The 15,615-nt window shown below is 30.5% G+C and carries 11 protein-coding genes and 2 tRNA genes; 8 read left to right on the top strand and 5 right to left on the bottom strand.

Translation table 11 applies throughout. The features are described from left to right. Window positions 1–43 precede the first annotated feature (43 nt). A complete protein-coding gene (locus ACSIGE_RS05660) occupies window positions 44–2,935 on the bottom strand; it encodes an FAD-binding and (Fe-S)-binding domain-containing protein (RefSeq protein ID WP_440881805.1) in 2,892 nt (963 codons plus the stop codon). Window positions 2,936–2,937: 2 nt separating this feature from the next. After that, on the bottom strand, window positions 2,938–3,396 hold the full coding sequence (locus ACSIGE_RS05655) for an Lrp/AsnC ligand binding domain-containing protein (protein WP_440881804.1): 459 nt from the start codon (window positions 3,394–3,396) through the stop codon (window positions 2,938–2,940). Between the two features lie 242 nt (window positions 3,397–3,638). Between ACSIGE_RS05655 and ACSIGE_RS05650 the strand changes: the two genes are divergently transcribed. Next, entirely contained in the window at window positions 3,639–4,448 is an 810-nt protein-coding gene (locus ACSIGE_RS05650) for a DUF1338 domain-containing protein (protein ID WP_440881803.1), read from the top strand. Window positions 4,449–4,506: 58 nt separating this feature from the next. Here the strand turns inward: ACSIGE_RS05650 and ACSIGE_RS05645 are convergent, their stop codons facing one another. Continuing rightward, window positions 4,507–5,157 (bottom strand): hypothetical protein, encoded by a 651-nt coding sequence (locus ACSIGE_RS05645; RefSeq protein WP_440881802.1) that lies wholly within the window; start codon window positions 5,155–5,157, stop codon window positions 4,507–4,509. A gap of 302 nt (window positions 5,158–5,459) precedes the next feature. Next, window positions 5,460–7,970, bottom strand: coding sequence for a VPS10 domain-containing protein (locus ACSIGE_RS05640; protein WP_440881801.1), 2,511 nt, complete (start codon window positions 7,968–7,970; stop codon window positions 5,460–5,462). Window positions 7,971–8,252: 282 nt separating this feature from the next. Between ACSIGE_RS05640 and ACSIGE_RS05635 the strand changes: the two genes are divergently transcribed. Next, window positions 8,253–10,727 (top strand): M14 family metallopeptidase, encoded by a 2,475-nt coding sequence (locus tag ACSIGE_RS05635; RefSeq protein WP_440882189.1) that lies wholly within the window; start codon window positions 8,253–8,255, stop codon window positions 10,725–10,727. A gap of 68 nt (window positions 10,728–10,795) precedes the next feature. Next, window positions 10,796–10,951 (top strand): YqaE/Pmp3 family membrane protein, encoded by a 156-nt coding sequence (locus tag ACSIGE_RS05630; RefSeq protein WP_440881800.1) that lies wholly within the window; start codon window positions 10,796–10,798, stop codon window positions 10,949–10,951. Window positions 10,952–10,973: 22 nt separating this feature from the next. Here ACSIGE_RS05630 and pafA read toward each other — a convergent pair whose 3' ends face one another. Next, window positions 10,974–12,614 carry an alkaline phosphatase PafA gene (pafA, locus tag ACSIGE_RS05625; protein WP_440881799.1) on the bottom strand — a complete coding sequence of 547 codons (1,641 nt, stop codon included), beginning with the start codon at window positions 12,612–12,614 and terminating at the stop codon, window positions 10,974–10,976. A gap of 114 nt (window positions 12,615–12,728) precedes the next feature. On the opposite strand from pafA, the gene ACSIGE_RS05620 reads away from it, so the two are divergent. The 5 genes from ACSIGE_RS05620 (at window position 12,729) to ACSIGE_RS05600 (ending at window position 15,567) form a co-directional block, all read left to right on the top strand. Then, window positions 12,729–13,469: an MlaE family ABC transporter permease gene (locus tag ACSIGE_RS05620; protein ID WP_440881798.1), complete on the top strand. Its 741-nt coding sequence runs from the start codon at window positions 12,729–12,731 to the stop codon at window positions 13,467–13,469. Window positions 13,470–13,472: 3 nt separating this feature from the next. Then, window positions 13,473–14,237: an ABC transporter ATP-binding protein gene (locus ACSIGE_RS05615; RefSeq protein ID WP_440881797.1), complete on the top strand. Its 765-nt coding sequence runs from the start codon at window positions 13,473–13,475 to the stop codon at window positions 14,235–14,237. Between the two features lie 133 nt (window positions 14,238–14,370). Then, window positions 14,371–14,443 (top strand) — tRNA-Lys (locus tag ACSIGE_RS05610). Window positions 14,444–14,475: 32 nt separating this feature from the next. Beyond that, a tRNA-Tyr gene (locus tag ACSIGE_RS05605) sits at window positions 14,476–14,558 on the top strand. Between the two features lie 673 nt (window positions 14,559–15,231). After that, window positions 15,232–15,567: a CPBP family intramembrane glutamic endopeptidase gene (locus tag ACSIGE_RS05600; protein ID WP_440881796.1), complete on the top strand. Its 336-nt coding sequence runs from the start codon at window positions 15,232–15,234 to the stop codon at window positions 15,565–15,567. The last annotated feature ends 48 nt before the right edge of the window (window positions 15,568–15,615 follow it).

Raw genomic sequence — 15,615 nt, 5'->3', positions numbered from 1 at the left:
AAAAATATAATTTTATTGGATTTTAAATCAACACATGTATACTTTATGTCAAAGCTTCTTTTAAGATACTAATTGGATGTTTAGCAACGCGAGATGTTCCATCAAAAATTTGATGTCTACAGCTTGTTCCAGCAGCAACAATTTCTGTGTTTTTATTTAAGTTTCTGACTTTCGGAAATAAAGTGTCTTCACCAACTTGCATGCTTACCTTGTAATGCTCTTGTTCATACCCAAAAGATCCAGCCATACCGCAACATCCCGTGTTCATAATAGTAACTTTGAAGTTTTTAGGGATATTTAGAATCTTAAAAGAAGAATATGTGCTTGAAAGGGCTTTTTGATGACAATGTCCATGAATTTTCAAATGTTTAGTTTCATTTGTGAACAAAGAGCTGCTAAAATATTTATTTTCATATTCTTGTGCGAGAAATTCCTCAATCGTATAGGTGTTTTTGGCTATTTTTTTTGCAGATTCTTGATCGTCAGCCAATCTAATGTATTCATCTCTAAAAGTTAAAATAGCTGAAGGCTCAATACCTATTAGCGGTGATTTTTCACTGATAATATCTTTAAAAAAAGCAACATTTTTATTAGCTATTTTTTTAGCTTCTTTTAAAAAACCTTTGGAGATATAACTCCTTCCACTTTCTTCATGATTACTGAATTTAATTTGATAACCAAGTTTTTCTAAAACGAATACAGCATCTTTACCTATTTCAGTGTCATAGTAGTTGGTAAATTCATCATTAAAAAGATAGATACTTTTAGTTGAAGAATTTGTTTTATGATTTTTAAGCCAGGCTTTTAAAGATTGATCTGCCAGTTTAGGAACGGTTCTTTTAAGAGCTATTCCCAGCACTTTTTTTGCGACAATGGTATTGGTGAAAAAGTTTGTTACCCGAGGAAAAACAATTCCTAATTTATTATATTTAGCATTATTAGCAAATAGTTTGCTTCTAAAAGAATACCCATTGGTTTCTTGATATTGGTATAAGAATTCAGCTTTCATTGAGGCAATGTCAACATTGCTTGGACATTCACTAGAACAAGCTTTGCAGCTTAAGCACAGATCTAAAATTTGTTTTAATTCCTCTGAATTAAATTTATTTTTCGCTTTATTATTAGTAAGTACTTCTCTTAAAGCATTTGCTCTAGCTCTTGTAGTTTCCTTTTCGTTTTTTGTGGCACGATAACTTGGGCATAAAGTACCTCCTGCCTCAGGAGACTTTCTACAATCACCAGAGCCATTACATTTTTCAGCTAACTTCAGAATACCTTCACTATCAGAAAAGTCCTGAATAGTGGGAATATTTGGCTCAATACGATCAACTTTGTAGCGTAGATTTTCATCCATAGCATAAGCATCTGTTATTTTACCTTTATTAAAAATACTATTTGGATCGAAAACTTTTTTAATTCGCTGTAATAACTCATAATTATTTTGACCAATCATTAAAGGAATAAATTCAGCACGCACTATACCATCTCCATGTTCACCACTAAAAGAACCTTTATATTTCTTAACTAATTTTGCGGTCTCAGTTGTAATTTTTCTGAATAAAACAACATCTTCTTGTTTTTTCAGATTTAGAATTGGGCGCAGGTGTAACTCACCGGCTCCTGCATGAGCATAATAAACAGCTTCTTGTTTATATTTTGTCATAATCTGCGTAAACTCCTCAATGTATTCAGGTAAGTCTTCTAAAGCAACAGCAGTATCTTCAATACAAGCAACAGCCTTCATGTCGCCAATCATATTTCCAAGTAACCCTAAACCTGCTTTACGTAAGTAATGTACTTTATTAATATCGTTTCCATATATCTTTGGGTGATAATAACCAAAATTATTTGTTTTTAAATCTTCAATTAACTTATCAGCTAAAGCTTCTGCACTTTCTATTGAGCTTGCACTAACTTCTAACATCAAAACAGCTTCTGGATCGCCTTGTAAAAAGAACCTATTTTTAGCTTGTTCACGATTATTTTTTGTGCAATCAAGAATTACCTTATCCATTAGTTCACAAGTGTATAGATTGTGTTTCATAGCAGTAACGGTTGCTTTTAAACTATCATTTACACTTTTAAAATGAGGACAAACCATAATGCTATGGCTTGGAGGAAGATCATCTAGTTGAATAGTAATGGCGGTAGAAAAGACAAGTGTCCCTTCGCTTCCAGATAAAAATTTAGCAATATTTATTTTTGTTTCTGAGCCACCGAACAGATCAGAACGTAAAAATTCGTCTACTGCATAACCAGTATTTCTTCTATGGATACTTTCTTTTGGAAATTCTTTAATTATTTCTTTTTGAATACTTGGTTGAGATAGTTCGTTATAGATTACGTTATAGATTTTTCCTTCTAAAGTCTGTTCAAGCCTTTTCTGCTTAAATTCTTGAGAGTTGACTTCTTTGAAGGAAACTTCATTGCCATTACTTAGTAAGCCGTCAATGGCAACAACTTTATCACGTGTTACTCCATATTGAATTGAAGTACTTCCTGAAGAATTATTGCCTACCATGCCACCAATCATACAACGGTTTGATGTAGAGGTGTTTGGTCCAAAAAATAATCCGTAAGGTTTTAAAAATCTATTTAAGTCATCGCGAATAATTCCAGGTTGAACCTTTATAGTTTTAGATATTTCGTCAAAAGCTAAAATACTTGTAAAGTGTTTTGAAACATCTACAATCATACCATCGCCAACACACTGACCTGCAAGTGACGTTCCTGCAGTTCTAGGAATTAAAGTAATACCATTTTCGTTAGCAAACGAAATTATTTTTTTTAGATCGTTTATATTTTTAGGATATGCAACCGCTAGTGGTATTTTTCTGTATACAGAAGCGTCTGTAGCATAAATTTTTTTGTGTAATTCATCAAATAAAACTTCTCCGTCTAATGATTTATCTAAAAAGTTAAGTTTATTGTCCATTGTTACTTTATTGGTAAATTTCTCTTAAAGCAGGTATCAAATGAAATAAATGTATCAGTACCAGCAACACCATTGATTAAGTGAACTTTATCGTATAATATTTTTTGTAAATGTTCATTGTCTTTTGCAAAAATGAGGATAAAAATAGCATAATTACCAGAGACAAAATTGCATTCAACAATTTCTTCTATTTTTTCTAGCTCTTTCATAACACTTTTGGCAAATCTGGCTTCTCTTAATCTTATCCCTGTATAGGATTTTGTTTGATAGCCTAGCTTTTTTTCATCAAGTATGAATTCAGCATTTTTAATAACTTTTTCATTAGTTAGTTTTTTGATTCTCTGATGTATTAATGAGTTGGATACTTTGAGCTCCTCAGCAATTTGAGAGTACGGTTTTCTTGCATCTAATCGAAGCTTAATTAGTATTTGTTGATCGATAAAATCAAATTGATTGTTCATTGTGTAAAATTATTAGGGGAAAAACACATTTATATATTTTAGATTATATTTTAAGTTAATTTAACATAAAATACAATTTTGATCAGTAAAATTACCTATTTATTGCTTTTTAAAAAAGTAAAATGACTTATTTTTGATGCTGGGCTATATTGAATTTATCGTGGAGGAATTCTAAATTTGACAGCCCAGAAACAATATTTTTCATAAAACGATCACATTTATTGTGAGTAAAATTATTAATAATGGATGTAGAAACAATCTTTGATAGATTATGGAACGAATATGCGGATAGAACTCCGTCTGCGCAGAAGATAAATGATTTATTTACGAGCAAAGGAAGTAAGGTTTATAATGACCATGTCGCTTTTAGAACATTTGATGATGAAAGGGTAAACATAGATGTATTGGCAACTCCTTTTTTAGAGGTTGGTTATGTGGAGAGAGGAGATTATACCTTTGAAACTAAAAAATTATATGCAAAGCATTATGAACACAAAACGGATAAAGACGCTCCAAGGGTTTTTATCAGTCAATTAAAAACCAAGGAATTTTCTTCTTTTTTACAAAAACAAGTTTCTAGATTAATAGATAGTGTACCTTCTTCAGAACTTGCACCTGAAAATTTAATTTTTAAAGGTCGTCTATGGGAGCAACCAAGTTTTGATATATACGAAAAGTTACAAAAGGAAAGTGAATATGCTTCTTGGTTATATGTCAACGGGTTTTGTTCTAACCATTTTACCGTTGATGTTAATAGGTTAGATGGTTTTGATACCTTACAAGAAGTAAATGACTTTTTGAAGAAAAATGGATACGAAATGAACACTTCAGGAGGAGAAATTAAAGGTACACCAGAACAATTTTTAGAACAGTCTAGTGTTTTAGCAGATAAGATACCTGTTGATTTTCAGGAGTTAACTAAAGAGATAACTTCTTGTTATTATGAATTTGCTTTTCGTTATACTATGGGTAATGGAGAATTGTATTCAGGTTTTATAGCCAGATCAGCAGATAAGATTTTTGAAAGTACTGACATGAAACTTCAGAAATAATAATATTCTTTTTGAGTTTTTTAAAAGTAAAAAGAGGTTGTAATAAAACAACCTTTTTTTATCTCATTCTCTTGATTTTTTTAATAAAGTCTGAAATAACTAAGTGTTTTTTTGTTCCGTTATCATTATAAAATATGATAAACTGTTCTTTTGTATGGTTACAATTACCATAAGAAATAATATAATTCTTTTTTAAAGAAACTTTAAGGATGTAATCGCCTTGTTTTGATGGTTGTTTAACATCATAATAATTATTTTGCTTTTTTAGTAAATATTTACATTTATAGTTGTTTCCTCCAGTATTTATTTCAATTCTATTTATATTGATGGAAGCGTCTGTTAATGTTTTAAAATTAATAATATAGTTATCATAAGATGCTACATTAGATCGGCCAGGAATAACAGTTTCTTTGATACTTGATATAAGAATTAAATTATTTTTAGATTCTAAGAATTTTGATCTATAATTTTCTGCATTTTTAAAATGTAAAATCTCGCATTTTGAAGAAGAATTAGCTTTAGTAGTTTCAATAATGCTTTTCTGGTCTAGCTCGTAAACATTTGTTGTTGTTTTAAAGTAGGTATCATCTTCATTAATTATTGAGGTTTCGTTTATGAGTTGTGACAAATCGATGTTTTGTTCAATATTTGAACAATTTAAAATGAAAACTATGTAAAAATTAAAGGTTAAGAATTGTGAAATTTTCATAAAAGAGCTTTATTGTTATTATTTGTTTTCTAAATCTTAAGAAGATAAAATTTCAAGAAGAGCTTTTATTGAAAATTAAGGAAGCAAAAATATGATTTGATACACGAATAACCTGCTTAATAATTTGTTAAAATTAGAAAAGAAATGTTAAAGAGCTTTTTTGATTTTTTCAAGATAACTTGAATTGAATAAAAATCCATTGAGTAGGTCTATTTATAATTTGGCACAAACAATAAAAGAGAAGCCCTGAAGACTTCTCTTTTGATGTTCGCGTATGGATAATATTTTATCAACCAAGTTACTTATTTCACAAAAAATTTTTTAGTAATTACTTTTTGTTTGTTACTTAACCTTACTATGTAGACACCAGTCGCATGGTTTGATAAATCCATAAAATCTTCATTTTTTCTGGTTGTAATATCTTTGACAACGGTTCCAATAATATTGTAAATGATAATACTTTTATCGTCACTTAATGGGTTCCATTTAATTGTGAAAAACTTACTATTTTCTGGACTAGAAATAATAGTAATAGAATCATCTTTTAATCCTTCACCTCCTGTTCCTGAAGGTTCTACATCAACATAAATCTCCCAAACTCCTCTTCCAAAAGTAGCAGCCCTTAGTTTATTACTATCATAATGAATTTCTATATCATGAACGATGACATTAGGAAGGTTTTTACCTAGTTTTACCCAGTCGTTTATTGAGTTTCTCCAATAATAAACTCCTAGATCAGTAGCAAGATATAGCTCACCATCACTGGTACCTGTTTTGTAAATAATTTTATGAGCAGGAACGTTTGGTAATGAACCAGACATATTAGTCCAAGTATCTCCTCCGTCTTTTGATTTAAATACACGACCATTAAGGTAACCCGAATAAGCAATATAAACTTCAGATGGATTTGTTGGGTGTACTTCAATACTTTTTACGAAACCCAAAATAGGTAAGTCAATATTAGTCCAAGTTTTACCTCCATTGATCGTTTTTTTTACGATTCCATTCTTTCCTGAAACATAAATAACATTAGGGTTAGAAGGAGCTATTGAAATAAATTCTACAGAACCAATATCTGAATTTAAGTTAGTCCAATTATCACCTCTGTCAGTTGATATATAAACATCTCCAAATCCCCCATAAATAATGTTGGGATTTGTTGGGTGTATTTCTAATTCCCATATGAATGGAGCTCCCGACGGAGTATCTAATTCTTCAGATGGGGTTCTAAATCCGTTTAGTGTTCTGTTAAGACTTCCGTTTTGACTGCACGACCAAGCGATATTTGAATCAGAATAGTCCCATAAACCTTCAACACCATCAGAGCCAGGGTTTTCTCCTTTGAATTTGTTGTTGTCGTATATGGCAATATCATTATCTTGAGCTCCTAAAATCAACTTTCCAGGGTTTTTAGGTGTACCTGAAACATTATAATATTGCGTAATGGCTAACCCAGAAGATAAATCAGCCCAAGGAATATCAGTTGATGCATCACCTTTAAAAACACCTCCATCATTAACTGAAAATACTTCGTTAGAGTTCGGTAAAAACATCATATCATGATGATCAGAATGAACGTAGAAATAAGGATTTCCAGATTGCCAGTAACCATCTAAATATTTATGCCAGTTAGCTCCTCCATCCGTTGATCTCCATCCATCAACACCTCCAGCAATAATTAAATTTTTATTTAAGGGAGAAATTGCTAAAGTCATATTATATCCACCTTGAGAGTCGTATTCATAAATGCTGTTGATATCTACCCAAGAAGTCCCTTGGTTAGTAGATTTTCTGATAACGCCATCAATATCAATACTAAGGAGTAATTCAGGATCATCAGGAGTTTGTGCGATATCTAGCCTGCCAAAACTAGGAAAAGGTATCTTTTTCCAGTTAACTCCATTATCTGTTGATCTGTAAAAGCCATTATTCATTGAAGTAGCATATATTATAGAATTACTGTTAGTTTTGTATTGTATATCATTGAAGTAAGCGTTGGTTTCTGTATAAATATCAGTCCAAGTATCACCTCCGTCAGTTGATTTTTTTATACTATTTCTTGTTGTAGCAAAAATTATATTTGTGTTATTTGGATCAATTAATAATTTACTGATAGAATTGAAATCGGTAATGTTAAATTCTAATCCAGTTAAATTCCAACTTTCTCCAGCGTCGGTAGATTTTATAACTCCAATAGAGTAATTATTAATACCATCCCAGTCTCCTGTAGCGGCGTATAAAAGATTGCTATTTGTTGGAGATATTATAATGTGAGAAATACCGATATTCGGTAAATTATCTGACTTTGGAGCCCATGTTAACCCTCCATTGGAAGTTTTCCAAATACCCCCAGCGGGGGTTCCAACATATATAATTTCAGCATTGTCTTTTTGAAGTGCTAAGGTATTAACTCTTCCCATTCCTGGGTAAAATCCAATGTTTGATTGAGGAGGTGAAGTAGGACCTAAAAGAGACCATGAATCCGTTTTTCCATTTCTTGATGAGGTTGATTTATTTTTTTTATTATTTTCTTTAACCCATTCGTTATAGGTGTGTTTTGGAGATACAAATTTTCCATTTGGAGAAATTCTATCTCCCCAAAAATTGGTCCAACGTTCAAATTGTTTTATTTGTTTTTTACTTTTTCTTGTATTTTTAGAACGTATTCCTTGTAGCCTTTTTTTATTTTTTCGGATAAGATCGAAATAATTACTCTGTTCAGGAGAAGTATTTTTCCAGCTATAATCCTGAGCGAAAAGTACTGTAGGGAAGAGTAAAATAAGTTTTAAACGGAGTAAAGTTTTATTTAGCATTCAATATTTTTTTGATATAACAGTTATTTTCCGAAGTTATTATATCGGAATAACGCAATTTTATTTAATTTTTTTTTATGGTTAAATTTTGATAGAATATAACTGTTTTGTTTTACGATATAAATTAGACCCTAGAAATGGAGAAGACGAAAGTATTTTTTTAATCAAGAATACTTTATTTGGATCTTTTTTTTAGACTCTAAAAGGTTAAAACAATAAATTTCATTATTTTCAGAAAAACTATAATAAATTAATAAAGTGAAAAGAATATTTTTTTTTATTATGCTTGCTTCAAGTATTTGTTCCAAGGCACAAGTTAATTTAGATTACTATCTTCCTAAAAACATATCTTTTAATAAAACTATACCAGTTCCATTAGCTGTAGTAGGTCATGAAGTGGGTGAATGGCATATAACCCATGATAAGCTTGTAAGTTATATGAAGGAATTGGCAAAGGTGTCTGATAGGATATCTATTGAAGAGAGAGGAAAAACTTTTGAGGGAAGACCTTTATTATTACTTAAAATAACTTCCAAAAAAAATCAGTCGAGAATAGAGCAAATAAGGAAGAATCATATAAAGATTACAGACAATGAAAGTTTCGATGTGTCAAAAGAACCAATTATTGTTTATCAAGGCTTTTCAATACATGGAAATGAATCTAGTGGAGCAAATGCTGCTTTAGTTTTAGCGTATTATTTAGCAGCTGCTAAAGGGGAAAATATAGATAATTTATTAGATAATGTTGTTATCTTGTTAGATCCAGTAATGAACCCAGACGGTTTGCAGCGTTTTGCACACTGGGCAAATACAAATAAATCGAATATTATAAATTCAGATTCTAACGATAGAGAATTTCATGAAGTATGGCCAGGTGGTCGAACAAATCACTACTGGTTTGATATGAATCGTGATTGGTTACCAGTACAATTACCTGAAAGTATTGCTAGAGTTAATACTTTTCACGATTGGTTACCAAATATCTTGACAGACCATCATGAAATGAGTACAAATTCAACGTTCTTTTTTCAGCCAGGAATTCCTCAAAGAACGAATTCTTTGACTCCATTGATAAATCAAGAATTAACAAAAAAAATAGGTGAATATCATGCACAAGCTTTGGATAAAATAGGATCTTTATATTATTCTGAAGAAGATTTTGATGATTTTTATTATGGAAAAGGATCAACATTTCCTGATATAAATGGAAGTATTGGGATTTTATTTGAACAAGCAAGCTCAAGAGGGCATTCACAGGAAAGTGAAAATGGAGTACTTACTTTTCCCTATACGATAAGAAATCAATTTATAACATCATTATCTACATTGGATGCTGCCCTTGACATGAGAATAGAGATTTTAAATTACCAGCAAGAATTTTATAAAAAATCAAGGAGCTTATATGAAGATAAAGCAATTGTTTTTGGGGATGCAAAAGATTTAGGTAAAACAAATGAGCTTGCAAAAGTGCTAAAAAAACATAAAATAGAATTACATGAAATTAAAAATGATTTTGAAATAAATGGGAAAAAATTTAAAAAAAATTATAGCTATGCAATTCCTTTAAATCAAAAAAATAACCGATTGGTAAAGGCTATGTTTGATGTAAAGAAAACATTTAAAGATAGTTTGTTTTACGATGTTTCAGCATGGACATTTGATGCTGCTTTTGGTGTAGATTTAGCTCGTAATGTTCCTTTGAATAAAATTGGTAAAGAAGTTAAAGAGCTTTACAAGAAAAAAGGAAGAGTTACCTCGAACAGTATTATTGGGTATTTAATGCCTTGGAATGAGTATTATACTCCTAGGGCATTACATAAAATTTTAGAAAAGGGTTTAAGAGCTAAAGTATCTATGAGAAACTTTAAAAATAACGGAAAATCATATGATTATGGAACAATTTTTATTCCAGTTCAAAATCAAAATTTGAGTCAAAGAGAATTATTTATGGTATTAGATAGGGTTGCACAAGAGAATAATCTATCGATTGCTGGAGTAAATACTGGACAAAATATAGGTATAGATTTAGGAAGTAGAAATTTTAAAGCGATAAAAAAGCCTAAAGTAGCTATGTTGGTAGGAAAAGGTATTAAAAGTTATGATGCTGGAGAAATATGGCATATGTTAGATCAGCGTTTTGATATGAAGTTGACAAAACTGGATACCGATTATATAAAAGACGTTAACTTAGATAAGTATTCTGTTATCATTATTCCCAATAGTACTGGAATCAGTATAGATATAAAAAAAAGTATAGGTGCATGGATCAATAAAGGAGGTGTATTAATAGCATATAAAAATACATTAAACTGGTTAAAAAAAGCAAATTATTTTATGGTAGACTTTAAATATCCTGAACTTAATGAAGTGAAGAATGTAATTTTCGAACAAAGAAAACTATTGGAAGGAGCTCAATTAATAGGAGGAGCAATTTTTAAAGCTAGAATAGATCGATCTCATCCCATAAATTTTGGATATAAGAATAATGAAATAAATTTATTTAGAAATTCAACTATTTTTATGAAACCAGATAAAAAGAGTTATAATAATCCAATACAATACACAAACGAACCTTTGGTAAGTGGATATGTTTCTGTAAAAAATTTAAATATATTAAAGAATACAATACCGTTAAAAATTCAACCTTTAGGAAAGGGAAAGGTAATAGGTTTTACAGACAACACCAATTTTAGAGGATTTTGGTTTGGTACAAATAAGCTTTTGATGAATGCTATATTTTTTAACAATATAATGTAATTATGATTTTTTTGTAACAAAATATAAGTTATCTAGTCTATAATATAAATATAAAAAAAGAAATAACATTGAGTGTGTTCAGAGTTTTGTTAGCCATTATTTTTCCTCCATTAGCTGTTATAGGTAAAGGATGTGGATCTTTAATTATTGTTTTTCTATTAACTCTTTGTGGATGGGTCCCAGGCGTTATTGGAGCATTAGTTATAATTAATTCAGATAAATAAAACACTCACTTGAGCGTTTTATTTATCTGAATATTTCTTCTATAATTTTTCCAGTATTTCCATTTGGGAATTCAATACTTAATAAATTTGAAATAGTAGGAGCGATATCGATTATTTCGTATTTTTTCTTAGATGCTCCTTGTTTTATTCCTTTCCCATAAAAAATAATAGGAACATGGGTGTCGTAGGAATAACCAGATCCGTGTGTTGTTCCTTTTTTAGGGTAAATAATAGTTGACGGATTAGGAACAAGCAATATGTCCCCTGAAAATTTTTGATTATAACCATTTTGAAGAGACTTCATAATTCCTCTTGTAAAAGTGTTATTTAACATTGTTTTAGATGTTGCGACTTTATATATTCCAGGATAGTCTATAGCTGCATTGGAGATAGTATTACAAACATCCTCAAAATTTAGTTTTAATTCCTTTATTTTTTTGGTGTCTAAGAAAATTTGAAAATTTGAAAAATTTGAAATCAAACTTTCAGTACCAAAGTGTACTTTTGTTATATTATTTAAATAGTTTGTGAATTTTTTAGGTTTTAAATAATTTCCAGGAATTTTTATTGATTCAAGGTAAGAGGGAACTTGCGTTGCTGCGTGATCTGCAGTTAAAAATAAAGTATAGTTGTCCTTACCAATTTTTTTGTCTAAAAAATTAAAAAGGCTAGTCAAGTCTTTATCTAAACGTAAATAGGTATCCTCTATTTCTTTTGAGGCTACTCCAAATTGATGACCTACATAATCAGTAGATGAGTAACTAATACTTAGAAAGTCAGTATGTTCAGATTGTCCCAAATTTTCTCCAATGATCGCAGCTTTAACAAAATCAGTAGTAAAAGAATTACCTGCAGGTATTGCTTTTATAATACTATAGTTGTTATTACTTTTTCTTAATTCTGGAATATTATGAGGAAAAGTAGGCTTATCTTGACCTTTAAAAGTTGCTTCGTAATTATTTTCATCTTCAATACTTTCTGTGTAGCTTTTAATGTCGTATAGAGTATTCCACGGAGTACGCAGGTACTCATCGACCTTTTTTAGTTTATTAAAAGTACTAACCCACTTTGGTAAGGCTTTCATATAATATGAAGAGGTTATCCATTCTCCTCTTTTACCCCCATCAAACCAGTAGGCAGCATTAGCCGTATGTCCCACAGGTAAAATTGCTGAACGATCTTTAATGGCAATACCAATTGATTTTCCTTGCATATTTTGAGATAAACGAAGTTGATCCGCAACAGATGTCGTAACTAGCCTATGCGGAGATTTTTTTCCCCCATTTCCATCATTACCAATAGTTTTTTGGTTTTCATCATCAACACAATAGATTGATTTTTTTTGATATTTATCGAACCAATTATTACCTATTATACCATGATTTGATGGGGTGGTTCCTGTGAATACTGAAGCATGGCCTACAGCAGTGTATGTTGGTATGTAGTTATAGTGAGCATTTTCTAAAGAGAATCCATTATTTAAAAGTCTTTTAAATCCTCCATCTCCATATTTCTTATCAAACCGAGTTAAATAATCATAACGCATTTGATCTATGATAATTCCAATGACAAGTTTAGGTTTTTTGGGGTAATGTTCTTGGCTAATTAATTTTGTATTAACAAGGAAAATAATTACAAAAAATATTAAATTACTTTTCTTCATCTTTGATTTAAATTGTTTTGTCAAAAGTAATTAAAACATTTCTTAAAATGAATATCAATAGAAATAGTTAATGGTTTTTTATACTTTAGCAGATAAATAAATCAATTTTAATTAATGAATTATATTGAACACATCGGTAAATATTTTCTGATGTTAAAACAAGTATTTACAAAACCTCAAAGGGCCAGAGTGTTTAAAGAGGCCTTAATGAGAGAAGTTGAAGAGTTAGGTCATAAATCCATTGGAATAATTGCTTTTATATCTTTCTTTATTGGTGGAGTAATAGCCCTCCAAACAGCATTGAATTTAGAAAGTCCTTTCATACCCAAAAGTTTAATTGGTTTTGCCGCAAAACGTTCGGTAATCTTGGAGTTTGCTCCGACATTTTGTTCAATTATTTTAGCAGGAAAAGTAGGGTCTTATATAACATCAAGTATAGGAACTATGCGTGTTACAGAGCAGATAGACGCACTTGAAGTAATGGGTATTAATTCTTTAAATTATCTTGTTTTACCCAAAATTATAGCGACTGTTTTATTTTATCCCTTTTTGATTGTTCTAGGAATGTTTCTAGGTATTTTTGGAGGTTGGATTGCAGGTGTTATTTCAGGACTTTTTTCTGGAACAGATTTTATTTCGGGTGTTCAAATGGAGTTTAACCCTTTTTTAATAACGTATGCTTTGATAAAAACTGTAGTATTCGCTTTTCTTATTGCAACAGTTCCTTCATATCATGGATATTTTGTTAAAGGAGGCTCACTCGAAGTAGGAAAAGCTAGTACACAATCAGTTGTTTGGACAACAGTGGTTATAGTAATATCTAATTATTTTTTAACTCAAATGTTATTGACCTAAAATATGATTGAAATAAAAAAAATACATAAAGGATTTAATGGAGTTGAGGTATTAAAGGGAATAACAACTACTTTTAACCCTGGCGAAACTAGTTTAATAATCGGTCAAAGTGGATCAGGGAAAACGGTATTTTTGAAATCGTTGATAGGATTGCATTCACCAGAATCCGGAACAATTGTTTATAATGGGCGTATCAATACAGAAATGACTATTGATGAAAAAAGAGAATTTAGACAAGAGTTAGGAATGGTTTTTCAAGGAAGTGCATTATTTGATTCTCAAACAGTAGAAGAAAATGTAATGTTTCCACTTAAAATGTTTACAAAAAAGCCAAATGAAGAGATGTTAGATAGGGTAAATTTGGTGCTGAAAAGAGTAAATCTTGAAAATTCTAATGCCAAGTTTCCTGCAGAATTATCAGGAGGAATGCAAAAAAGAGTCGCTATAGCCAGAGCCATTGTGATGAATCCAAGATATTTGTTTTGTGATGAACCTAATTCAGGTTTAGACCCCCAAACAGCCATAGTAATAGATAACTTGATACAGGAAATCACAGATGAATATAAAATTACTACAGTTATCAATACACATGATATGAACTCGGTTATGGAAATAGGGGAAAAAATTGTTTTTCTTAAAAATGGTAAAAAAGCATGGGAAGGAACGAATAAAGAAATTTTTAAAACAGATAATGCCGCAGTCGTAGATTTTGTATACTCATCAGATCTTTTTAAAAAAGTAAGAAAAGCATACTTAAATAATTTGTGATGTAAAATGTTGTTTATTAGTGATGTGTGGATTTGAGTTTTTAAAAAGATAAAATATTCTAAAAAAAAGTTTGTTCAATCAATAAAAGCTTCTATATTTGCACCCGCAAACGCAGATATGCAAAAGCAAAAATGACCGGGTAGCTCAGTTGGTAGAGCATCTCCCTTTTAAGGAGAGGGTCCTGGGTTCGAGCCCCAGCCCGGTCACAAAAGCTTTTATAAAAAGCAAAACGCTCATAGGGGAGATTCCAGAGCGGCCAAATGGGACGGACTGTAACTCCGTTGTCTTACGACTTCGCAGGTTCGAATCCTGCTCTCCCCACAAAAAATCCTGATCATTTAGATCAGGATTTTTTGTTTTATATGGCTTTTCTTAACTCGTTTAATATGTTGGTTAAAGAAAAGAGTTGTGAAAATTAATTATTAACATGATTCAAAATAGGTAATGGGTAAACTTAAAAAAATAAACTTTTATGGGAGGTGATATTATTCTTACATATCTCTTTCTCGTACTGTCAATTGTTTCAATTTGGGTAATAGATATAAAATTATTTAAAGCAATACCAATATGGGGGGTATTTCTGTTTTTTTCGCTTGTGTTTGGAATGATAGGAGGTGTTGCTGAAATAAAGTCATTTTTGTATGCGTTATTTTATGGTTTTTTAGTTTATTGTTTCTATCAAAGAAAAAGTATTTTCAGTTTTTTTGTTGTTTTACTATTCACGATTCCTTTGTTCTTTCATTTTCTGGTAATTGGATTTGATAATTATAAATATGTAGAAGGGATTGTGTTATCAAAAAAATCAGTACCATACAGTTTGTATTTAAATTTGGATAAAACTTTAATAGGTGTGTTCATTTTAGGTTTAGGTTCGGAGAAAAATTGCATTAATTTTTTTTCTTACCTGAAAATATTTTTCTATAGTTTTTTCTTAATGGTAATCGTTTTTTTTGCCCTAACTTTCTTTATAAGGTACTCTGAAATAGATCCAAAAATGCCTGCTTTTATTCTGATTTGGATGTTGAGTAATTTATTTTTTACGTGTATCTCAGAAGAGTTGTTGTTTCGTGGATTTATACAAAAAGAAGTGTTTCTTTTTTTTAACAATAAGAAAGGTATAGGGTTAATTAGTGTTTCTATTGCAGCTATTTTTTTTGGGTTAGCCCATTATAAAGGAGGGGTAAATTACGTGGTCTTATCATCAATAGCTGGAGTTTTTTATGGTTATATCTACTATAGATCGGGAACAATTAAAAGTTCTATATTTTTACACTTCCTGTTTAACTTAACTCATATTTTATTATTTACTTACCCTGCTTTAAGACATTAAAAAAGTACTCGGGAAACCGAGTACTTGGTGTTAAAATAATTAATGAAT

It is taken from the genome of Tenacibaculum profundi (genome assembly GCF_052050075.1).
Classification (GTDB): Bacteria; Bacteroidota; Bacteroidia; order Flavobacteriales; family Flavobacteriaceae; genus Polaribacter.
This window is presented reverse-complemented; position numbering and strand designations above follow the sequence as displayed.

Excerpts from the sequence above, each read along its gene's own strand:
- pafA (WP_440881799.1), bottom strand. The coding sequence starts at position 12,614 with ATGAAGAAAAGTAATTTAATATTTTTTGTAATTATTTTCCTTGTTAAT.
- ACSIGE_RS05620 (WP_440881798.1), top strand. The coding sequence starts at position 12,729 with ATGAATTATATTGAACACATCGGTAAATATTTTCTGATGTTAAAACAA.
- ACSIGE_RS05600 (WP_440881796.1), top strand. The coding sequence starts at position 15,232 with ATGCCTGCTTTTATTCTGATTTGGATGTTGAGTAATTTATTTTTTACG.
- ACSIGE_RS05660 (WP_440881805.1), bottom strand. The coding sequence starts at position 2,935 with ATGGACAATAAACTTAACTTTTTAGATAAATCATTAGACGGAGAAGTT.
- ACSIGE_RS05655 (WP_440881804.1), bottom strand. The coding sequence starts at position 3,396 with ATGAACAATCAATTTGATTTTATCGATCAACAAATACTAATTAAGCTT.
- ACSIGE_RS05645 (WP_440881802.1), bottom strand. The coding sequence starts at position 5,157 with ATGAAAATTTCACAATTCTTAACCTTTAATTTTTACATAGTTTTCATT.
- ACSIGE_RS05650 (WP_440881803.1), top strand. The coding sequence starts at position 3,639 with ATGGATGTAGAAACAATCTTTGATAGATTATGGAACGAATATGCGGAT.
- ACSIGE_RS05640 (WP_440881801.1), bottom strand. The coding sequence starts at position 7,970 with ATGCTAAATAAAACTTTACTCCGTTTAAAACTTATTTTACTCTTCCCT.
- ACSIGE_RS05615 (WP_440881797.1), top strand. The coding sequence starts at position 13,473 with ATGATTGAAATAAAAAAAATACATAAAGGATTTAATGGAGTTGAGGTA.
- ACSIGE_RS05635 (WP_440882189.1), top strand. The coding sequence starts at position 8,253 with ATGCTTGCTTCAAGTATTTGTTCCAAGGCACAAGTTAATTTAGATTAC.